Consider the following 18839-nt stretch of genomic DNA (forward strand, 5'->3'; position numbering starts at 1 on the left):
CCCTCGGCGCGGCGCCCCGCGTCTGGCGGCGGACGTTCCGGATCGGCCGCCACACCGGCGTGCCCCTCGAGCCGCGGAGCCTCGTCGCCGACTACGAGCCCGCGACGCGCGCGCTCACCCTCTGGATCTCCTCGCAGGTCCCGCACATGATGCAGGCGATCGTCGCCGACCTCTTCGGCCTGCCCGAGCAGCGCGTGCGGGTCGTCGCGCCCGACGTGGGCGGGAGCTTCGGGATCAAGATCCACGTCTACCAGGACGACATGGCGGCCTGCGCCCTCGCGGTGGTGCTCGGCCGGCCCGTGAAGTGGATCGCGACGCGGCGCGAGTCCTTCCTCGCCGACATCCACGCGCGCGAGCAGACGGTGGCGATCGAGGTGGCGGCCGAGGCCGACGGGACGCTCACCGCCATGCGCGCGGCGATCACGGCGGCCGTCGGCCCCTACTCCGCCTACCCGCGCTCGAGCGTGGTCGAGGGCGGCCAGGTCCTGCGCCTCCTGCCGGGTCCGTACCGGCTGCGCCACTACGACGCGACGCTCAGGGTCGTCGCGCAGAACAAGGGGATCACCTCGCAGTATCGCGCCGTCGGCCACCCCATCGCCGCGGCCGTGACCGAGAGCATGGTCGAGCTGATCGCGCGCGACCTCGGGCTCGACCCGGCGGAGGTGCGGCGCCGGAACCTCGTGCGCCCCGACGAGTTCCCGTACACCTCCGCGACGGGCAACGTCTACGACAGCGGGAGCTACTTGGCGGCGCTCGAGACGCTCCTCGCGAAGGCGGGCTACGACGAGCTGCGGCGCGAGCAGCGGCGGCGGCGCGCGGCGGGGCGCCTCCCCGGCATCGGGCTCGCGTGCTTCGTCGAGCTGACCGGCCCGGGCGCGCAGTTCTACGGCATCGGCGGCGCGCCGATCTCGGGACAGGAGGGGACGACGGTGCGCGTGGAGCCGTCGGGCGCCGTCACCGTCCTCACGGGGCTCACCGACCAGGGGCAGGGCACGCGTACGGCGCTCGCCCAGATCGTCGCCGACGAGCTCGGCGTGCCGCTCGAGGCGATCGCCGTCGTCTCCGGCGACACCGCGTTCGTGCCCTACGGCGGCGGGACGTGGGCGAGCCGCGGCATGCCGATCGGCGGGAGCGCGACGCTCCTCGCCGCGCGCGCCCTCCGCGAGCGCGTGCGGCGCGTCGCCGCGGCGCTGCTCGAGACCCACGAGGCCGACGTCGAGCTCCGCGACGGCCGAGCGACGGTGCGCGGCACCGACAGGACCCTCGCGCTCGGCGACCTCGCCCGGGCCGTCCACTTCCGGTCGAACGAGCTGCGCGGCGTCGAGCCGAGCCTCGAGGCGACGGTCCACTACACGAATCCGGGCGCCTGGACCTTCACCAACGGCGCTCACCTGGCGATGGTCGAGGTGGACCGCGACACGGGGCGCGTCCGAGTGCTCAAGTACGTCGCGGTGGACGACTGCGGGACGCTCGTGAACCCGGCGCTCGTCGACGGCCAGGTGCAGGGCGGCGTGGCGCAGGGGATCGGCGGCGCGCTCTGGGAGCACTGCGTCTACGACGACGCGGGCCAGCTCCTCACGGCGACCCTGATGGACTACGCGGTGGCGAGCGCCGCCGACCTGCCGCCGATCGAGGTTCACCACCTCGAGACGCCCGCGCCCGGGCTCGCCGGCGGCTACAAGGGCGCGGGAGAAGGGGGAACCGCGGGCGCGCCCGCGGCGATCCTCAACGCCGTGAACGACGCTCTGGCGCCATGGAACGCGATGATCACGGATCAACCCGTGACCGCCGAGCGCGTCCTCGCCGCGCTCTCGGGCGCGCGCGCGTGAGGCGATGGGGCTCAGGCGCGTGCCCTATCGGAGCCTGGCGGCCCTGCTCGCGCGGGAGCTCGTCGTCGGCGAGGAGCCCGCGACGGCCGCGCTCGTCGCCGAGCTCCGCCACGTGAAGCGCAGCGGCCGGTTCACCCGCGCCGAGTTCCTGGCGATGTGCCGCTGGAAGAGCCCGCGCGCGATCCGCCACTGCCGCCGCAACTCCGCCGCGGCGATCCGCCGCGTGTCGCGCGCGGTCTTCGCGACCCGGAGTGAGCGGCGGCGCATGGAGCTCCTCACCGGGCTCCACGGCGTGAGCGTGCCGACGGCCTCGGCGATCCTCACGCTCGTGGCCCCGCGGCGCTACGGCGTCCTCGACATCCGCGCCTGGCAGCTCCTGTTCGGGCTCGGGCGCTTCCGCCGCAAGCCCGCGGGGCGCGGGTTCGCGCTCCGCGACTGGCTCGACTATCTCGCCGAGCTCCGGCGTCACGCGCGGCGCCTCGGCGTCTCCGCGCGCGCGGTCGAGCTGACGCTCTTCCTCTGCCACCGGCGACTGCAGAAAGGACGGCTCTACGCATGATCCGGAACGTCGTGACCACGCGCGACCGGGTGCGGATCCACTACCGGCGGCTCGGGCGGGGCCCGGGCCTGGTGCTGCTCCACGGCTACCCGCAGACGGGCCACATGTGGCGCAAGGTGCTCGCCGCGCTCGCCGAGCGCTTCACCGTCGTGGCGCCGGACCTCCGCGGCTACGGCGACTCCGACCGTCCCGCCGCGGGCTACGACAAGCGCACGATGGCCGCCGACGTCGCCGACGTGATCACCGCGCTCGGCATCGGTCCCGTGGTCCTCGTCGGCCACGACCGGGGCGGGCGCGTCGCCCACCGCTTCGCCCTCGATCACCCGGCGCTCCTCACGCGCCTCGTGATCCTCGACATCGCGCCGACCTACGACGTCTTCACGTCCACCGACATGAAGAGCGCGCGCGCCCGCTGGCACTGGTTCTTCCACCAGGTGCCCGACCTGCCCGAGGCCCTCACCGCCGGGCGCGAGGACGTCTACCTGCGCTCCATGTACCGGTCGGGTGCCCACAATCCGGCCGCGATCGAGGAGGAGGCGGTCCAGGAGTACGTGCGCTGCTTCCGCCAGCCGGGCGCGATGCGCGCGGGGTTCGAGGACTACCGCGCGGGCGCGACGCTCGACATGGAGCACGACGGCGCCGACCGCGACAAGAAGATCGGCGTCCCGACGCTCGTGCTCTGGGGCGGGGCCAGGGCCGCGCAGGCGCCCGACATGCTCGGCGTCTGGCGGGCGCGCTGTGCCGCCACGGTGGAGGGCTTCGCCGTGCCCGAGTGCGGCCATTACATCCCCGAGGAGCGGCCCGACGTCGTGATCGACGCGGTGCTCAAGTTCGGCGGGGTGCGCTGATGCGCCTGACGAAGAAGGTCGCGCGGCTGATCGACCGGGAGCGGGTCTGTCGCGTCGCGACGGTGGGCCGCCGCGGCGTGCCGCACCTCGTCCCGGTCTGCCAGGTGGTCGCGGGCGGCAGGATCTACTTCGCCTCGGGCCACGACGGCAAGAAGGCGCTGAACCTCGCCGAGAACCCGCGCATCGCGCTCACCGTGGACCTCTACGCCGAGGACTGGACGCACCTCGCGGGGGCGATGGTCCAGGGGCGCGCGGCGCTGATCCGGCGCGGGGCGAAGTTCAGGAAGATCCGCGCGCGGCTCTACCGGAAGTATCCCCAGTACCACAGCGAGGCCGCGCTCGACGCGTCGGACTCGGTCGTCGTCGAGGTGACCCCGGTGCGGGTGTTCAGCTGGGGCTTGAGATAGGGGACACCTCCCGGCGCATCTACCCCGCCGTGGAGGTCCGGTTCCGCCCCGAGTTCTTCGCGCGGTAGAGCGCCTCGTCCGCGGTGCGGATCACGTCGTCGGGGAGGGCGCCGTCGCCACGCGGCCCGGCGACGCCGATCGAGACCGTGACGGCGAGGCGCCGGCGTCCGCCGGACGGCCGCGGATGCTTCGGCTTCTTCGCGGGGCGGTTCCCCCCGCGCAGCGTGAACGTCGAGCGCTCGATCGCCTTCCGGAAGGCCTCGAGGTGCGGCAGCGCCTCCCCGACCGAGCCGCCCGGAAAGAGGACGGCGAACTCCTCGCCCCCGTAGCGGTGGGCCCGCCCGCCGCCGCCGATGTCCTCGAGCGCCGCGCCGAGCTTCCTGAGGAGCTGGTCGCCCACGTCGTGGCCGTGCTCGTCGTTGAAGCGCTTGAAGTGATCGATGTCCACCATGGCGATCGCGTAGTCGCCGCCGAGCCGCCCGAGCGCCTCGTCGAGCGCGCGGCGGCCGGGGAGGCCGGTGAGCTCGTCCAGGTAGGCCATCCGGTGCGAGGTCTCGATGAGCGAGACGACGAGGACCAGGCCGGCCGCGGCGAGGTAGAGGCTCGCGGCCGTGCCGCCGCCCCCCGCGGTGAAGGCGAGCAGCGTCGCCGCCACCGCCCACACGAAGCTCGACTGGATGATGGTCCGGCGCAGGACGAAGCACGCCGCCGTCGCCGCGAGGGCGAGGGCGAACGCGAGGAGCACGGGCCCGGAGAGCGGCGTCCACGCGCCGCGCTCGAGCGCCGCGGCGACGCCCGCGAGCTCGGGCCGGACCAGGAGCGCGACCGCCAGCGGCTCCGCGGCCAGCAGGCCGAGCGCCCACACGCCGATCCCGCGCTCGGCCAGCCACGCGATGCCGGCGAGGTCGAGCGGGACCAGGAGCGCCAGTGCGGTGAAGACGACCCGTGCCTGGCCGGCGGCGGGGCCGCCCGCCGGGGCGAGGAGGGCGAGCGTGCGCTCGGCGACGAAGAGGACGACGAGGGCCCCGACGAGCGCGCTCCGGCCGAAGCGCCAGCCGAGGAGCGCGCCCGCGGCGAACACGACCCAGGACGTGGCGGGCACCAGCGCGGCGGCCGACTCCCGGAACGGCGCGGAGCCGAGGGCCGCGGCCGCGCCCAGCAGCAGGAGACCGCCGGGCAGGAGGTGCGGGGCGAGCCGTCTCAGCTTACTGGAGCGGGTAGCGGAACGGCGCCCAGCCGGTGGTCTGGAGCGGCTTGGGCTCGTAGGTCGCCGCCGGCGGCTTCCTCGCCGCGGGCTTCTTCGCTCGGGCCTTGCTCTTCGGGGCTGACTTTCGCTTGGCCGTCTTCTTCATGCGGCGCACTTTACAACAGGGCGCGAAAGGTGGTCAATAAGCGCGATGCGCATCGCGCTCGTCCTGAGCCTCGCCCTCCTCTGCGCCGCGCCGCCCCTCGCGGCGCAGACGCTCGATCCCGCGAGCCAGGAGGCGCTCGCCGTGACGCTCAGGATGCTGCGCGATCCGGCGCTGCGCGGCCCGGCGATCTCGGGGAACGCGCAGGCCGCCGGCATCGACCGGCAGGTCCAGGGGATGGTGGGCGGCTCGCCGCAGCTCGCGCAGGAGTTCTACGAGCTCGCGGCGCAGATCTTTGGCGATCTCGCGCAGGGCACGGGCGGCGACGTGGCGAAGCTCAACGAGGCCCTCGAGCGCGCGCCGTCCGACCCGGCGGCGTTCGCCGCGCTCCTCTCGCCGCAGACGCTCGAGCGGCTGCGCGCGCTTGCGCTCAAGATCTCCGACCGCCCGCGCTGAGGCCGCGGTGGCCCTGTCCGCCCCCGCCATCTCGCCGGCCGGGGCCGCGGACGTCCCGGCCGTCATCGCGCTCATCGGCCGCGTCTTCGCCGAATACGGCTTCGTGTTCGATCCGCCTACGGAACTCCCCGACCTCCTCGCGTTCGAGCGCCACTATGCCCCGCCCCGCGGCGCGTTCTTCGTCGCGCGGGACGGCGGCGCGGTCGTCGGCTCGGTCGGCGTCGAGCGGCTCGACGGCATGGCCGCCGAGCTCCACCGGCTCTATCTCGACGCACACCTGCGCGGCCGGGGGACCGGCCGCGCCCTCGTCGAGGAAGTGCTCGCGTGGTGTCGAGGCCGAGGCGTCACGCGGCTCGTGCTCTGGTCCGACACGCGCTTCGAGGACTCGCACCGCCTGTACCGGCGGATGGACTTCCGCCAGACCGGCGAGCGGACGCCACCCGACGACCTCAACCAGTCACGCGAGTACTGTTTCGAGCGCCCGGTCTGACGTACACTCCGCCCCCAGGGAGGGCCCCAGGTGACGGCCGAGAGTCTCGAGCGGCGGCGCGACCGGGCGTTCCGGCGGCTGCCGGCGCTCCGGGTCGGGAGCGAGCGCGCGGCGCTCGCGTTCGTCGAGGACGTCGGCGTGTGCTCGACCTTCTACCGCTTCCCGGAGGGCGTGGCGTGCCTGTGGGAGGCGGTGGTCGGCCGCGAGAACCCGCGCTGGCCGCGCCGCTCGCACCACGACGCGGGCATCGGGCTCACGTGGGAGCTGAAGGACACGCTGCCCGCGAAGAAGCGGGTGTACTACGGCAAGCTCCTCCGGGCCCGGCCGGTGCTCGTCGCGCTCGACGTGTTCCCGGCCTTCTACGCCCTCGCGCGCGGGCGGCAGCGCGCCCGGGACTACCGGGAGGAGTACGCCGCGGGGCGCCTGTCGCACACGGCGCGGCGGCTGATGGACACGCTCACGCGCGAGCACCCGCAGTACACGCGCGGGCTCCGCGCGAACACGTTCATGCTCGAGCCGTCGAAGACCCGCGAGGTCGAGCGCGCGATGGCCGAGCTCCAGCAGGGGCTCTGGGTGGTGAAGACCGAGGAGCGGTACGAGCCGACCTTCTCGTACCGCTGGGACCTGCTCGAGGCCTGGCTCCCCGAGGCGACGGCGGAGGGCCGCCGGATGCGGCGAGAGGCGGCCGTCGAGCGCGTGATCGAGCGCTACGTCCGCGGCGCGGCCTACACGACCGAGCGGAGCCTCGCGCGGCTGTTCGGGCTCCGCCCCGAGGAGATCGCTCGCGCGGTGGGCCGGCTCGTCGAGGCGAAGGCGCTCAGGGCCGGCTGCGAGGTGGACGGCTGGCCCGGCCGCTTCATCGTCCACGCGTAGCGTGACGTCGAGGGAGGAATCAGCATGGCGACGACGGTGAGGCTCAGGGACGCGTCGGAATACCCGGAGGCCGCCCGCAAGCTCTTCGAGCTCTCGAAGGCGTGGTTCGGCCACGACTTCGCGCAGCCGCCGGCGATGAGCCGCGTGATGGCGTGGGACCCGGAGTTCGGCGGGCCCCACGGCCGCGCGATGAAGCGCGCGATGGCGCCCGGCGAGTGGACCCGCGCCGAGAAGGAGATGGTCGCGGCGGTCGTGAGCGGCGTCAACGCCTGCGTGTACTGAGTGCACGGCCACACTGCAGCCGGGAAGCTGCAGGGGATGACGGGCGACGCGGTCTGGTACGAGGCCGCGCTGCTGGTCGGGATCACGAACGCGCTCAACGTCGTCGCCGACTCCCCCCTCGCGTCGCTCGAGCCCCCCGAGACGAGCGCCGACGCCGAGGCGGTCTTCGCCGAGATCCGGGCCTTCTACAACCGCGCCGTGCCGGCGCCGTTCATGCGCCTCGCCGCCGACCCGGGCTACCTCGCCGAGGTGTGGGCGGCGACCCGCCGGGCCTTCGCCGACAACCGCCTCAAGCGCCGGTTCAAGGAGGCGCTCGCGTTCGCGGTCTCGGTCACGACGCGCTCGGCCTTCGGCACCGAGTTCCACCTGGGCGAGATGCGCCGCGCCGGCGTCGGCCCCGGCGGCGTCATGGAGATCCTCGGCGTCACCCAGATGTTCTCGAGCTACACGAAGATCGCCGACACGCTGCAGCTCGAGACCGACATGCACGACATCGCCCCCGTGGACTGGTCACCGGCCCCCGGCGGCGCCCCCAGGCACCCGCAGACGGTACGCTAGGAGGCTCGCATGACACGCGCGCTCACGGCTCTCGCCACCCTCGCCGCGCTGCTCGGCCTCGCCGGCGCGGCGTCGGCCGGTCATCTCATCCTGTCCGCCAACGACGGCAAGTACCCGAACATCGAGGGCGTCTACAAGGTCGCCGACCCCATGCCGGCCGACACGCTCACGATCCTCGACGCGCGGAGCTTCCCGCCCCGCGCGATCGCGGAGATCGAGACCAACACCAGCGTCATCGGCCCGCCGCTGGGCGTCGCGCTGACGCCCGACGAGAGGCTCGCGCTCGTGTCGTGCCCCGTGAAGGCCGACCCGAACGACAAGACCAAGCTCGTCTCGCACGACGAGCTCCAGGTCGTGGACCTCGAGGCCTCGCCGCCGAGGGTCATCGCCAGGCTCGCGATGCCGAGCCGGCCGTGCGGCCTCTCGGTGAACCGCGCCGGCACGCTCGCGGTCGTCGCCCATCCCGACGACGGCGGCGTGTCGCTGCTGACGATCAGCGGCAAGACCGTCGCGCTCGTGTCCACGGTGAAGGTCGGCGACGCCAAGTCGCTCGTGAGCCACGCGGCGGTGAGCCCCGACGGCAAGTGGGTGCTCGCCACCAAGCGCGGCGAGGGCAAGGTCGCGGTGCTGACCCTCGACGGGGCGAAGCTCGAGTACGCCAAGCAGGACATCACGGTGGGCTTCGGCCCGTACCCCCTCGACATCTCGCGGGACGGGCGGCTCGCCGCGGTCGGCAACCAGGGGCTCGGCGTGGACGTGGACACGGTGACGCTCATCGACATGACGGTGCGCCCGATCCGCGCGGTGGAGTACATCACGGTGGGCGTCGGGGCCGAGGGGCTCGCGTTCTCGCCCGACGGCAAGTGGTTGGCGGTCGCGCTCCAGAACGGGACGAACCGGCCGAAGACCCATCCGATGCGCGCCGAGCAGGGGCGGCTCCTGCTCTACTCGCTCGCCGGCACCAAGGCGACGAAGGTCGCCGAGGCGGCGACGGGCCGCAACACGCAGGGCGTCACCTTCACGCCCGACGGGAAGTATCTCTACGTGCAGAATTATGTCGAGCAGGAGCTCCAGGTCTTCCGCGTGACGGGGGCGGGGCTCGAGGACACGGGTACGCGGATCAAGGTCAAGGGCCACCCGGCCTCGATCCGCGTCGCGCCCTAGCGATCACACCCGAGAGGAGAGACGATGGCGAAGATCGAGAGGCTCGCGGCGAAGAGCGTCTGGGACCCGCCGACCTACAGCCAGGTGATCCGCGTGAGCGGCGCCCAGGCCGTCGTGTTCGTGGCGGGCCAGGTCTCCTACGACAAGAAGGGCGGCGTCGCCCACCCGGGCGACTTCAAGGCCCAGGCGCGGGAGGTGTTCCGCTCGGTCGTCGCGCAGGTCAAGGCCGCCGGCGGCAAGCCGGAGAACGTCGTCAAGCTCAACAGCTACGTGACCGACATCCGCTATCGCGCCGACTTCGGCGCGATCCGCGGTGAGGTATTCGGCGACACGCTCCCCGCCTCGACGCTCGTCCAGGTCGCGGCGCTGGCGCATCCGGACTACATGATCGAGGTCGAGGCGATCGCGGTGATCTAGCGAGACCGGGCGGGCGGATCAGGGATCGCTACAGTCCCGATAGCTCCCGCAATTGGGGCAGATGATCTTGCACTGGCGCTCTTCCATGCGGGCGCCGCAGCGCTCGCACACGTGGACCCATGCCTTGAATCCGGGGGACGCGCTCAGCGCGCGCTGCGGCCGCTGGTCCATGCCGCTGGTACACTACATCGCATGACCGAGGAATGGCAAGATCTGGAATTCCTCCGCCACGTCTTCGAGACGACGCGGGTGGTGCGGAAGCCGCTGACGGGGATCATCAGCGGCTACCACGTGCTGCCCTACATCCTCGTCGGCGAGGAGCGCGACCAGCCGAACCGCGCGGTGGAGGTGCGGGGGCGCATCAAGGTGTCGCCCCGGCTCGTCCTGGCGCCCGGGAGCGCCGGGCCCACCTACGGGGAGATCTTCGGCGAGACCGAGCTGATGGACCGGCGGCTCGTCGCCCGCATGTTCAGCTTCCGCTACGCGTCGCGCGTGGCGCTCGAGAGCGAGGACCTGAAGATCCGGCGCCAGGAGCGCGACCCGGAGGGCCACCTGGAGCGGGTGCTGGAGGAGCTGGCGCAGCGCGAGGTCATCAACACGGGCGTCATCGTCTCGCCGGACGTGCGTTTCTATCCCGTCTCGATCGACCGCTTCATCCGCGAGATCCTCGACCAGGAGTTCCGCGAGTAGCGACCGGAGGGGGGCCTCGACGGCCCCCTCCGAGGCAACGCTCCTAGACGACTTTCCGAGCGCGCAGGTCCGCGATCGTCGCCGGGTCGTAGCCGACCTCGCGCAGGACCTCCTCGGTGTGCTGGCCGAGCGTCGGCGCGGGCCGGCGCACGGCGCCGGGCGTCCGCGAGAGCTTGATCGGCACGCCGAGCACCCGCGTCGTGCCGGCGACCGGGTGCTCGACCTCGACGGCCATCTCGCGGTGCCGCACGTGCGGGTCCTCGAAGACCCGGTCGTAGGTGAGGATGGGGCCCGCCGGCACGCCGACCGCCTCGAACTTCTCGAGCCACACGGACGACGGCTTCTCGAGGAACCGGGGCTGGAGCAGCGCTTCGAGCTCCTTCCGGTGCTGCACGCGCAGCGCCGGCGTCGCGAAGCGCGGGTCGTCGAGGAGGGGCTCCGCGTCGAGGACCTTGCAGACGTCCCGCCAGAGCGACTGCGAGCCGCCACCGACGTTGATCCAGCCGTCCGCCGTGCGGAAGGCCTGGTACGGGGCGTTCGTGCGGTGGCCCGGGCCGAGCTTCGCGGGCGCCTGGCCCGTGGCGAAGACGTGCGCCGCCTCGTAGACCGACCACGCGATCGGCGTCTCGAGGAGCGAGGCGTCCACGCGCTGGCCCTCGCCCGTGCGGTCGCGGTGGGCGAGCGCCGCGAGGACGCCGATCAGCCCGAACATGCCGGTGCCGATGTCGCAGATCGGGATCGGCACGACGAGTGGCGGCCCATCCTCGTCGCCGTTGATGGACATGAGGCCCGACATCCCCTGCGCGATCCGGTCGAAGCCCCCGCGCGGCGCGTACGGTCCCGTCTGGCCGAAGCCCGAGATCGAGCAGTAGACGACGCGCGGGTTCGCCGCGCGCACCGCCTCGTAGCCGAGGCCGAGGCGCGCCGCCGTGCCCGGCCGCCAGTTCTCGAGCACGACGTCGGCGCGCGCGGCGAGCCGCTGCACGATCGCCCGGCCCTCGGGCGTCTTGAGGTCCACGGTGATCGAGCGCTTGTTGCGGTTGGTGGTCATGAACGGCACCGATTCGCCGCCGACGTGGGGCGCGCCGGCGCGGGCGTTGTCGCCGCCCCGCGGGTGCTCCACCTTGATCACGTCGGCGCCGAGGTCGCCGAGCAGCATCGCGCAGTAGGGGCCCGAGAGCTGGTTCGAGAGGTCGAGGACGCGGAGGCCGTCGAGCGCGCCTGTCATCAGGAACCGAGTGTACCGAGGCCCGCCTTGACACGTCAAAGCCACGGATGCTATCGGTGGTGGGCTCCATCTCTCGTGGAGGAGGCTCTCGAATGACCGCGAAGACCCTCGGCGTGCTCAGCGCCGCGATCGCCGTGCTCGTCGGTGGGATTTCCGGAGAGGCGCAGGGCCCGATCCGCATCGGCGCCTCGCTCTCGCTCACCGGGACCTACGCGAAGCTCGGCAAGAACCAGCACGAAGGCTACAAGCTCTGCGAGAAGGACCTGAACGCGAAGGGCGGCCTGCTCGGGCGCAAGGTCGAGTTCGTCGTGTACGACGACCAGTCGACCCCGGCGACCGCCGTCCGGCTCTACGAGAAGCTCATCACCGAAGACAAGGTGGACGGCGTCATGGGGCCGTACTCGTCGCCGGTGACGGAGGCGTCCGCCAACGTGACCGAGAAGTACAAGAAGGTCATGGTGGCGCCGCTCGCCGCCACGACGTCCATTTTCAAGCGGCCGCCGGACAAGAAGCGCTACTACATCTTCATGGTGATCTCGCCCGCCGAGGTCTACCTGGAAGGGCTGATCGACATCGCGGCCAAGCGGGGCCTCAAGACCGTGGCCATCGTGAACGAGGACACGCTCTTCTCGAAGGCGGCGGCCGCGGGCGCCGTCGAGATCGCCAAGAAGAAGGGGATGCAGGTCGTCTTCCAGGAGGCCTACCCCAAGGGCACCACCGACTTCTCCGCGCTCCTCACCAAGATCAAGTCGCTCAACCCCGACGTGCTCGCCGCCGCCACCTACTTCGACGACGCGGTGGCCCTCACGCGCCAGATGCGCGAGCTGGACGTGAACCCGAAGGCGTACGGCGTGACGGTGGGCGGCGACCTGCCGGAGTTCTACGACACGCTCAAGACCAACGCCGAGTTCATCTACGGCGCCACGCAGTGGGAGCCCGCCCTGCCCTACCCCGGCAACAAGGACTTCTTCGAGGCGTACAAGAAGGAGTTCGGCCACGAGCCGTCGTACCACTCGACCGCGGGGTATGGCGGCTGCCTCATCTACGCCGAGGCCGTCAAGCGCGCGGGCACGCTCGACGCCGACCGCGTGCGCGAGCAGCTCCTCAAGCTCGAGGTGCGGACGGTCTTCGGCGACTACAAGGTGGACGCAGACGGCTTCCAGCTGGCGCACAAGATGGTGACCTTCCAGTGGCACGAGGGCAAGAAGGCCGTCGTCTGGCCGGACGAGCTGGCGCAGCTGAAGCCGCGGTTCCCGACACCGCCCTGGAACCAGCGCTGAGCCTCATCTACTAGCGCCGCTCTGTGAACGTCTTCGTCACCCCCTCGATGCTGGGGCAGGTGGTCATCTCCGGCATCCTGTCGGGCGCGCTCTACGCCATGGTGGCGCTCGGCCTGGCGCTGATCTTCGGCGTCATGCGCATCATCAACATCGCCCACGGGCCGCTACTGATGCTCGGGGCGTACGCCACCTACTTCCTCTACAGCGCGCTCGGCATCAACCCGTTCCTGACGGTGCCGGTCAGCATGCTGGCGCTCTTCGTGGTCGGCGCGCTGCTCGAGCGGACGCTCGTCTTCCGGGTGGTGGACGCGCCGGAGCTGTCGTCGCTGCTGCTCACCTTCGGTATCTCGATCGCGCTGGTCAACCTGGCGCAGCTGGCCTTCACCTCCGACCTGCGCTCGGTCGAGTACCTGACGGGCGCGTGGCTGGTGGGACCGTTCGCGCTCTCAAAGGCGCGGCTCGTTGCCTTCGTCTTTGCCGGCGCGCTGACGGGGCTGGCGTTCTCGTTCCTGCAATGGACCCGGCTCGGCAAGGCGATTCGCGCCACCTCGCAGAGTCGCGAGGTGGCGATGGTCTGCGGGATCAACGTCCAGCGCATCCATCTCTTCACCTTCGGCCTGGCCGCCGCCCTGGCGGCCGCCGGCGGCGCCCTGATCGCGGTGATCGTCGCCATCCAGCCCGAGATGGGCCAGATCTGGACCTTCAAATCCTTCCTCGTCATCGTCCTCGGCGGGGCCGGCAACTACCCCGGCGCGCTGCTCGGCGGGATCCTGCTCGGGCTGATCGAGCAGGTGGCGTCCCTGTTCCTCACGACGCAGCTCTCGGAGGTCGTGGCCTACGTGCTCCTGGTGCTCGTCCTGCTCGTCCGGCCGGCCGGGCTCCTCGGAGGCCGGCAGACGTGAGGCACCGGAGCGCGGCCCTCGTGGCGCTGGCCGCCGTCGTGGCCGCGCTCGTCGTGTACCCCGAGTTCGCGAGCGGCTACGGCGTGCGGGCGACGCTGCAGGTCTTCATGTGGATCGTGCTGGCCGGCTCCTGGAACCTGATCTCGGGCCTCACCGGCTACGTGTCGTTCGGCCACGTCGCGTTCTTCGGCGCGGGCGCCTACACCGGGGCGATCCTCGTCGCCAAGGCCGGGTGGTCGTGGGGCGCGGCCGCGCTCGCGGGCGGGCTCGCCGCGTGCGTCCTGGCGCTCGTGATCGGCTACCCGTGCCTCCGGCTCAAGGGGCCCTACTTTGCGATCGCGATGCTCGGCCTCAACGAGGTCCTGCGCGCGCTCGTGTCGTACTTCGAGGGGCTGACGGGCGGCGGTAACGGGCTCTCGCTGCCGACGCTCGACGCGACCGTGCCGATCTATTACGTCATGGGGGCGAGCGCGGCGCTCGTGACGCTGGCGACGTACGTGATCATCACGTCGCGGTTCGGGCTGCGCCTGATGACGATCCGGGAGGACGAGGTGGCCGCCGAGGCGATGGGGATCGACACCGCGCGGCACAAGCTGTACGCCTTCCTCCTCTCGGCGGCGGGGCCGGGCGTCGCCGGCGCCCTCACCGCGCGCGACCAGGGCTACATCGAGCCGATCAGCGTCTTTCCGCTGGCGACGACGATCACGATGATCGTGATGGTGCTCTTCGGCGGCAAGGGCACCGTGTGGGGGCCGGTGCTGGGCGCCGTCGTGCTCTTCGTCGCCCAGGAAGTCGTCTGGGCGCGCTACCCGTACGTCTACCCGCTCCTCTTCGGCGCGATCATCATCGTGGTCGTGCTGCTGATGCCACGCGGCGTGCTCGGACTGCTCCAGATCCGATACCGGCTGCCCAGGACCATCTGATGCCGCTGGCACTCGAGCTCGACGGTCTCAGCAAGCGCTTCGGCGGCGTCCTGGCGGTGGACGGCGTCTCCCTCGCGCTCGAGGCGGGGCGGATCTACGGCCTCATCGGGCCGAACGGCTCGGGCAAGACCACCCTCTTCAACTGCATCACGGGCATCGAGCGGCTCGACGCGGGCCGCGTCGCTTTCAACGGCGAGCGCATCGACGGGCTCAAGCCCTGGCAGATCGCGCAGCGCGGGATCGGCCGCACCTTCCAGGTGATCCGCGTGTTCCCCGAGCTGTCCGCGCTCGAGAACCTCCTGGTCGTCACCCGCGGCAGTCTCGCGGCGGCGCGCGAGCGCGCGGTCGAGCTGCTCGCGTTCGTAAAGCTCGCGGGCCTCCGCGACGAGTACGCGGGCAACCTCTCCTACGGCCAGCAGAAGCTCGTGGAGTTCGTCCGGGTCCTGATGCGCGACCCCTCGCTCATCCTCCTCGACGAGCCGGCCGGCGGCGTGAACCCCACGCTCCTGAACGACCTCCTCGACGCGGTCCGCCGCCTCCGCGACGCGGGGAAGACGGTCCTCCTCGTCGAGCACGACATGAAGGTCGTCATGGGCCTCTGCGAGACGGTGTTCGTCCTCGACCACGGCGAGAAGATCGCCGCGGGGCCCCCGGGCGTCATCCAGACCGACGAGCGCGTCATTGAAGCCTACTTCGGTCGCTGAGCTCCGGGTCCGGGCGTGAGCGCGCCGCTCCTGACCGCGTACGGGATCACGGCCGGCTACGGCAAGCTCGACATCCTGCACGACGTCTCGCTCGGGGTGAACGCGGGTGAGCTCGTGAGCGTGATCGGGCCGAACGGCGCGGGGAAGTCTACCGCGTTCAAGACGATCGTCGGCTTCCTGCGGCCGAAGAGCGGGCGCGTCGTCTTCAACGGCGAGGAGATCACCGGCATCCGGCCCGACCTCGTGCTCCGGCGCGGGCTCGCCTACGTCCCGCAGGGCCGGCTCGTCTTCCCGCAGATGACGGTGCTCGAGAATCTCGAGATGGGCGCCTACATCGTGGCGGACCGCGCAAAGGTCGCGGCCGCCCTCGAGGCCGTCTACGCGCTCTTCCCCGTGCTCTTCGAGCGCCGGCGCCAGAAGGCCGGGACGATGTCGGGCGGCGAGCAGCAGATGGTCGCGATCGGCCGGGCGCTGATGACGTCGCCGCGGCTCGTCCTCCTCGACGAGCCCTCGCTCGGGCTGGCGCCGAAGTTCGTCACGCTGATCTTCGACAAGCTCGTCGAGATGAAGCGCGCCGGCTACACGCTGATGCTGGTCGAGCAGAACGCGGCGCGCGCGCTCGCGATCGCCGACCGCGCCTACGCGCTCGAGCTCGGGCGGAACCGCTTCGAGGGGGCGGGGACCGCGCTCCTGGCCGACCCCGAGGTCAAACGCCTCTACCTCGGCGGCTAGGCTTCGGCTACGCTGTGTCCATGGTGACCCCCGCGCGGCCCGCCGTGGCGCTCGCGCTCCTCGCCGTCGCGTGGCCCGTCGCGATCGCCGCGCAGACGGGCAAGCAGGTCAAGGTGACCCTCGACGTCCGCCGGTCGGGCACGCAGAGCCGCGACGCGGTCCAGGGCGGCGGGCGCGTGATCATCACGGAACGCGGCGCGCGCCCGTCTGGCAAGGTCGGCGTCGAGTCGGGCGAGCGGCGCGTGACGCAGACGACCGGGATCTTCACGATCGTCCAGGACGGCGGCGAGTCCACGCTGCTCGTCGCAAGCTCGGTGCCGTATCCTCAGGTGGCCTTCTACCGCGACTGGCTGACGGGCGCGGGCCTCATCGCGAGCTCGGTCGAGTGGCGGGACGTCGGGACGTCGCTGAAGGTGCGCGCGACGGTCCTGCCAGGGAATCAAGTGCGGGTGCGCGTGATGCCCTCGATCAGCTGGTTCTCGGCCGAGAGCGCCGGCGTCATCGAGGTCACCCAGGCGGCGACCGAGCTCGTCGTGACGAACGGCCGACCGGTCGTGATCGGCGGCGCCACGACGTCGGTGCACGAGCTGACCCGCCAGATCCTCGGCTTCGGCCAGCGCCAGAGCGGCGGCGAGACCCTCCTGACGCTCACCGCGACCGTTCTCGACTAGAGGCCGAGCGCCTCGCGGTAGAGCGCCTCGGTGTAGCCGCGCACGAGCACGTCGCCCAGCACGAGGACCGGCACGCGGAGGAAGCCGTCCTCGTGCACGAGGTGGCGCGCGATGACGTCGTCGCTCAAGGGCCCGTCGACGCGTAGGACCCCGTCGCCCGACTTCACGAGGAGCGTCCGCGCGCCATTTGCGAGCGCCAGCGTGGCCGCCCGGTCCACCGGTGAAGCGTCCACCAGGCGGCTCTCGAAGGCGACGCCCCGGCGCGAGAGAGCCTCTCTCGCGTTGGTGCAGGTGGGTCAGCCGCTCTTGTTGTAGAGGATGGTCATCGCGCCCGCCCCTCTCGCTCCTTGACTCGGCTCATTCTACCCGGATAGGCTCGCGCCACGATGCGCCGATCCCTTCTGCTCGCGCTGACGGCCCTCCTGTGCGGCGCGCCCGCCCTCGCCCAGGAGCCGGGCAGCCCGCAGCCCCAAACGTTCCGGATCGAATGGGCGCGACTGCCGCCCACGATGCGGCCGGGCGTGGAGGGTTACGTCTACAACGACTCGCGCTGGCGCGTCACCAACGTCCGGCTGCGCGTGCAGGTGAAGGACGGCTCCGGACGCGTCGTCCGCGAGAGCGTCGCGGCGGTCTGGGGCAACGTGGTGCCCCACGGGCGCGCGTTCTTCAAGCTGCCGCCGCTCGCCGACCACGAGAGCTACGAGCTGGCGGTGACGTCGTTCGATCTGATCTCGCAGGAAGGACCGTGAGATGAAGTTCGGATTGCGGTACGCGAGTCTCGGCCGCTACGCGAGCGGCCCCGCGGCGGTCGAGCTGGCCCAGGCCGCCGAGGCGGCCGGGTTCGATTCGATCTGGACGGTCGAGCACGTCGTCGTGCCGCACGGGTACCAGTCCCGGTATCCGTACTCGCCCACCGGCCGCATGGGATCGGGGCTGGAGGACTTCCCGATCCCGGATCCGCTGATCTGGCTGGCGTACATCGCCTCCGCCACGCGGACGATCAAGCTGGGGACCGCGATCCTGATCCTGCCGCAGCGCAATCCCGTCGTCACCGCCAAGGCGGCGGCCACGCTCGATCACCTGGCGGGCGGGCGCCGCGTGCTCCTGGGAATCGGCGTGGGCTGGCTCGCTGAAGAGTTCGCGAGCCTGGGCGTCCCGTTCGAGGACCGGGGACCGCGCACCGACGAGTACGTCGCCGCCATGCGCGTCCTCTGGAGCCAGGAACGCGCGAGCTTCAAGGGGCGCTTCGTCTCGTTCAGCGAGGTGTTCTGCCGGCCACTCCCCGCCGATCGCCGGATCCCTATCATCGTCGGCGGTGACACGAGGGCCGCCGCACGGAGAGCCGGGCGCCTCGGCGATGGCTATTTCCCCGCGCGCGGCGCGCCGGCCGAGCTCTTGGCCGAGATGCGGCGCGCGGCCGTCGAGGCGGGCCGGAATCCGGCGGACATCGAGATCACCGTGTCCGCGCCGCCGGAGCCGGCGGAGATCGAGGGCCTGGCGAAGCTCGGAGTGACGCGCGTGGCCGTGCCCGTGAGCTCGGCCGCCGGGCTGCCCGCGCAGGTCACGACGCCCGACGACGTGTTGCGCTACGGGAAGAACGTGATCGCGCGATTGCGCGACTGACTCGCGCCTGGCCTCGGAAGGACGTGTCGAGAAGTTTGGTGGAGCTGAGGGGATTCGAACCCCTGACCCCAAGACTGCCAGGCGGTTCAGGCCGCGCCTTCCCCGCTTCGATACGGAGTGACATGTAGTGAGCGTATACGATCACACGTCAATGGTGACACCGAGTTCCCGATCACCGAGCCGCCCACCTGAACAGCTACCGAGTTACTGTGAAGCATACCGAGCGACACCCTGGATAGGCACTATTTGGGCACCGGTTCTCCTTACTGGAACACGGGTTCGGCCGACTTGGTCGCCTAGGCTTGGCGTGTGATCTTCAGCGTGAGCTGCAACTGGCGCTCGTTCCTGCGAGTCGTCATGCTCGTGACCCTGGCGCTCTGGCCTGCTCGCGGCGCCGGTCAGAGCGCTTCCTGGGACACGCACATGCGAGCAGGCGCGGAGGCGTCGAAGCCTGGCAACTACGGAGGGGCGGAGAAATCCTGGCGAGCCGCGCCAGACGCGCCCCGACCGGGGTCGTCCTCTCCGCTTCCGACGGATGAACTCGCCGGAACTGTTTGTCGACCTGCTGACGTACGCGCGCGACGCGCTCCGAGATCGCGCGCTTTGTGGGTCGCATCTTGTGGCTGTCGGGCTCGGACCTGATTCTCGCACCGCCGAACGGCCCCAGTGTCAGGATCGATCTCTCGCGGCCCCGCAAGAGACTACCGCGGCCTGACAGGCTTGAGCCCGTCGTCCACGAACTCACTCTCACTGCCTGGATGGTGTCGTCTGCGGGACGACCTTTTGCCAGCCTCCAGGACATTCCTTGACGTAGGGCCAGTAGGCCTTGAAGTCGGCACAGTAGTACCAGTAGG

The 18839-nt window shown here is 71.6% G+C and carries 24 protein-coding genes; 20 read left to right on the top strand and 4 right to left on the bottom strand.

Going from position 1 to position 18839, the window contains the following annotated elements; all coding sequences use genetic code 11:
- The 4 genes from VKG64_10960 to VKG64_10975 form a co-directional block, all read left to right on the top strand.
- Window positions 1–1829 (top strand): molybdopterin cofactor-binding domain-containing protein (locus tag VKG64_10960; GenBank protein ID HKB25562.1); only part of this gene is annotated, 1829 nt, incomplete at its 5' end.
- A gap of 4 nt (window positions 1830–1833) precedes the next feature.
- Window positions 1834–2388, top strand: a complete 555-nt coding sequence (locus VKG64_10965) for a hypothetical protein (protein HKB25563.1) — start codon at window positions 1834–1836, stop codon at window positions 2386–2388.
- Window positions 2385–3236 (top strand): alpha/beta hydrolase, encoded by an 852-nt coding sequence (locus VKG64_10970; protein HKB25564.1) that lies wholly within the window; start codon window positions 2385–2387, stop codon window positions 3234–3236. The genes VKG64_10965 and VKG64_10970 overlap by 4 nt, the downstream gene beginning before the upstream one ends.
- Window positions 3236–3643: a pyridoxamine 5'-phosphate oxidase family protein gene (locus VKG64_10975; protein ID HKB25565.1), complete on the top strand. Its 408-nt coding sequence runs from the start codon at window positions 3236–3238 to the stop codon at window positions 3641–3643. Before VKG64_10970 ends, VKG64_10975 begins: the two co-directional genes overlap by 1 nt.
- Window positions 3644–3662: 19 nt before the next feature.
- Here VKG64_10975 and VKG64_10980 read toward each other — a convergent pair whose 3' ends face one another.
- Together VKG64_10980 and VKG64_10985 are read right to left on the bottom strand one after the other, a co-directional pair.
- Complete coding sequence (locus VKG64_10980) at window positions 3663–4745, bottom strand: GGDEF domain-containing protein (GenBank protein HKB25566.1); 1083 nt, start codon at window positions 4743–4745, stop codon at window positions 3663–3665.
- Between the two features lie 103 nt (window positions 4746–4848).
- Window positions 4849–4995 (bottom strand): hypothetical protein, encoded by a 147-nt coding sequence (locus tag VKG64_10985; GenBank protein ID HKB25567.1) that lies wholly within the window; start codon window positions 4993–4995, stop codon window positions 4849–4851.
- A 45-nt stretch (window positions 4996–5040) separates the two neighbouring features.
- Between VKG64_10985 and VKG64_10990 the strand changes: the two genes are divergently transcribed.
- The 8 genes from VKG64_10990 to VKG64_11025 all read left to right on the top strand — a co-directional run bounded on the left by VKG64_10990 (window position 5041) and on the right by VKG64_11025 (window position 9922).
- Window positions 5041–5448, top strand: coding sequence for a hypothetical protein (locus VKG64_10990; protein ID HKB25568.1), 408 nt, complete (start codon window positions 5041–5043; stop codon window positions 5446–5448).
- Window positions 5449–5455: 7 nt separating this feature from the next.
- Entirely contained in the window at window positions 5456–5938 is a 483-nt protein-coding gene (locus VKG64_10995) for a GNAT family N-acetyltransferase (GenBank protein ID HKB25569.1), read from the top strand.
- Window positions 5939–5968: 30 nt separating this feature from the next.
- A complete protein-coding gene (locus tag VKG64_11000; GenBank protein ID HKB25570.1) occupies window positions 5969–6811 on the top strand; it encodes a crosslink repair DNA glycosylase YcaQ family protein in 843 nt (280 codons plus the stop codon).
- Between the two features lie 24 nt (window positions 6812–6835).
- A complete protein-coding gene (locus VKG64_11005; protein HKB25571.1) occupies window positions 6836–7093 on the top strand; it encodes a hypothetical protein in 258 nt (85 codons plus the stop codon).
- A 36-nt stretch (window positions 7094–7129) separates the two neighbouring features.
- Window positions 7130–7651, top strand: a complete 522-nt coding sequence (locus VKG64_11010; GenBank protein ID HKB25572.1) for a carboxymuconolactone decarboxylase family protein — start codon at window positions 7130–7132, stop codon at window positions 7649–7651.
- Window positions 7652–7660: 9 nt separating this feature from the next.
- Window positions 7661–8815, top strand: a complete 1155-nt coding sequence (locus VKG64_11015; GenBank protein ID HKB25573.1) for a YncE family protein — start codon at window positions 7661–7663, stop codon at window positions 8813–8815.
- A gap of 24 nt (window positions 8816–8839) precedes the next feature.
- Window positions 8840–9232 carry a RidA family protein gene (locus VKG64_11020; protein HKB25574.1) on the top strand — a complete coding sequence of 131 codons (393 nt, stop codon included), beginning with the start codon at window positions 8840–8842 and terminating at the stop codon, window positions 9230–9232.
- 192 nt (window positions 9233–9424) lie between these two features.
- Window positions 9425–9922 carry a hypothetical protein gene (locus VKG64_11025; GenBank protein ID HKB25575.1) on the top strand — a complete coding sequence of 166 codons (498 nt, stop codon included), beginning with the start codon at window positions 9425–9427 and terminating at the stop codon, window positions 9920–9922.
- Between the two features lie 43 nt (window positions 9923–9965).
- On the opposite strand, the gene VKG64_11030 is transcribed toward VKG64_11025, so the two are convergent.
- On the bottom strand, window positions 9966–11150 hold the full coding sequence (locus tag VKG64_11030; protein ID HKB25576.1) for a CoA transferase: 1185 nt from the start codon (window positions 11148–11150) through the stop codon (window positions 9966–9968).
- 92 nt (window positions 11151–11242) lie between these two features.
- On the opposite strand from VKG64_11030, the gene VKG64_11035 reads away from it, so the two are divergent.
- From VKG64_11035 to VKG64_11060, 6 genes are read left to right on the top strand one after another with little or no spacing between them, the layout of a single operon-like run.
- Window positions 11243–12430: an amino acid ABC transporter substrate-binding protein gene (locus tag VKG64_11035; protein ID HKB25577.1), complete on the top strand. Its 1188-nt coding sequence runs from the start codon at window positions 11243–11245 to the stop codon at window positions 12428–12430.
- Between the two features lie 23 nt (window positions 12431–12453).
- Window positions 12454–13332: a branched-chain amino acid ABC transporter permease gene (locus VKG64_11040; protein ID HKB25578.1), complete on the top strand. Its 879-nt coding sequence runs from the start codon at window positions 12454–12456 to the stop codon at window positions 13330–13332.
- Complete coding sequence (locus VKG64_11045; GenBank protein HKB25579.1) at window positions 13329–14255, top strand: branched-chain amino acid ABC transporter permease; 927 nt, start codon at window positions 13329–13331, stop codon at window positions 14253–14255. Before VKG64_11040 ends, VKG64_11045 begins: the two co-directional genes overlap by 4 nt.
- A complete protein-coding gene (locus tag VKG64_11050) occupies window positions 14255–14959 on the top strand; it encodes an ABC transporter ATP-binding protein (GenBank protein HKB25580.1) in 705 nt (234 codons plus the stop codon). The genes VKG64_11045 and VKG64_11050 overlap by 1 nt, the downstream gene beginning before the upstream one ends.
- 15 nt (window positions 14960–14974) lie before the next feature.
- Window positions 14975–15691, top strand: a complete 717-nt coding sequence (locus VKG64_11055; GenBank protein ID HKB25581.1) for an ABC transporter ATP-binding protein — start codon at window positions 14975–14977, stop codon at window positions 15689–15691.
- 20 nt (window positions 15692–15711) lie between these two features.
- Complete coding sequence (locus tag VKG64_11060) at window positions 15712–16362, top strand: hypothetical protein (protein HKB25582.1); 651 nt, start codon at window positions 15712–15714, stop codon at window positions 16360–16362.
- Here VKG64_11060 and VKG64_11065 read toward each other — a convergent pair.
- Window positions 16359–16595 (bottom strand): hypothetical protein, encoded by a 237-nt coding sequence (locus VKG64_11065; protein ID HKB25583.1) that lies wholly within the window; start codon window positions 16593–16595, stop codon window positions 16359–16361. The two genes, VKG64_11060 and VKG64_11065, sit on opposite strands and share 4 nt — an antisense overlap.
- Window positions 16596–16748: 153 nt before the next feature.
- Here VKG64_11065 and VKG64_11070 point away from each other — a divergent pair, with 153 nt between their 5' ends.
- Window positions 16749–17111, top strand: coding sequence for a hypothetical protein (locus tag VKG64_11070; protein ID HKB25584.1), 363 nt, complete (start codon window positions 16749–16751; stop codon window positions 17109–17111).
- 1 nt (window position 17112) lies between these two features.
- The gene (locus tag VKG64_11075) at window positions 17113–17985 is read left to right on the top strand and encodes an LLM class F420-dependent oxidoreductase (GenBank protein ID HKB25585.1); all 873 of its coding nucleotides are present in this window, start codon (window positions 17113–17115) and stop codon (window positions 17983–17985) included.
- Window positions 17986–18839 lie beyond the last annotated feature (854 nt).

It is taken from the genome of Candidatus Methylomirabilota bacterium (genome assembly GCA_035260325.1).
GTDB lineage: Bacteria > Methylomirabilota > Methylomirabilia > Rokubacteriales > CSP1-6 > AR19.

Excerpts from the sequence above, each read along its gene's own strand:
- VKG64_11005 (HKB25571.1), top strand. The coding sequence starts at position 6,836 with ATGGCGACGACGGTGAGGCTCAGGGACGCGTCGGAATACCCGGAGGCC.
- VKG64_10975 (HKB25565.1), top strand. The coding sequence starts at position 3,236 with ATGCGCCTGACGAAGAAGGTCGCGCGGCTGATCGACCGGGAGCGGGTC.
- VKG64_11060 (HKB25582.1), top strand. The coding sequence starts at position 15,712 with ATGGTGACCCCCGCGCGGCCCGCCGTGGCGCTCGCGCTCCTCGCCGTC.
- VKG64_11030 (HKB25576.1), bottom strand. The coding sequence starts at position 11,150 with ATGACAGGCGCGCTCGACGGCCTCCGCGTCCTCGACCTCTCGAACCAG.
- VKG64_10965 (HKB25563.1), top strand. The coding sequence starts at position 1,834 with ATGGGGCTCAGGCGCGTGCCCTATCGGAGCCTGGCGGCCCTGCTCGCG.
- VKG64_11035 (HKB25577.1), top strand. The coding sequence starts at position 11,243 with ATGACCGCGAAGACCCTCGGCGTGCTCAGCGCCGCGATCGCCGTGCTC.
- VKG64_11015 (HKB25573.1), top strand. The coding sequence starts at position 7,661 with ATGACACGCGCGCTCACGGCTCTCGCCACCCTCGCCGCGCTGCTCGGC.
- VKG64_11075 (HKB25585.1), top strand. The coding sequence starts at position 17,113 with ATGAAGTTCGGATTGCGGTACGCGAGTCTCGGCCGCTACGCGAGCGGC.
- VKG64_11020 (HKB25574.1), top strand. The coding sequence starts at position 8,840 with ATGGCGAAGATCGAGAGGCTCGCGGCGAAGAGCGTCTGGGACCCGCCG.
- VKG64_10985 (HKB25567.1), bottom strand. The coding sequence starts at position 4,995 with ATGAAGAAGACGGCCAAGCGAAAGTCAGCCCCGAAGAGCAAGGCCCGA.
- VKG64_11050 (HKB25580.1), top strand. The coding sequence starts at position 14,255 with ATGCCGCTGGCACTCGAGCTCGACGGTCTCAGCAAGCGCTTCGGCGGC.
- VKG64_11070 (HKB25584.1), top strand. The coding sequence starts at position 16,749 with ATGCGCCGATCCCTTCTGCTCGCGCTGACGGCCCTCCTGTGCGGCGCG.
- VKG64_10990 (HKB25568.1), top strand. The coding sequence starts at position 5,041 with ATGCGCATCGCGCTCGTCCTGAGCCTCGCCCTCCTCTGCGCCGCGCCG.
- VKG64_11025 (HKB25575.1), top strand. The coding sequence starts at position 9,425 with ATGACCGAGGAATGGCAAGATCTGGAATTCCTCCGCCACGTCTTCGAG.
- VKG64_11010 (HKB25572.1), top strand. The coding sequence starts at position 7,130 with ATGACGGGCGACGCGGTCTGGTACGAGGCCGCGCTGCTGGTCGGGATC.
- VKG64_10970 (HKB25564.1), top strand. The coding sequence starts at position 2,385 with ATGATCCGGAACGTCGTGACCACGCGCGACCGGGTGCGGATCCACTAC.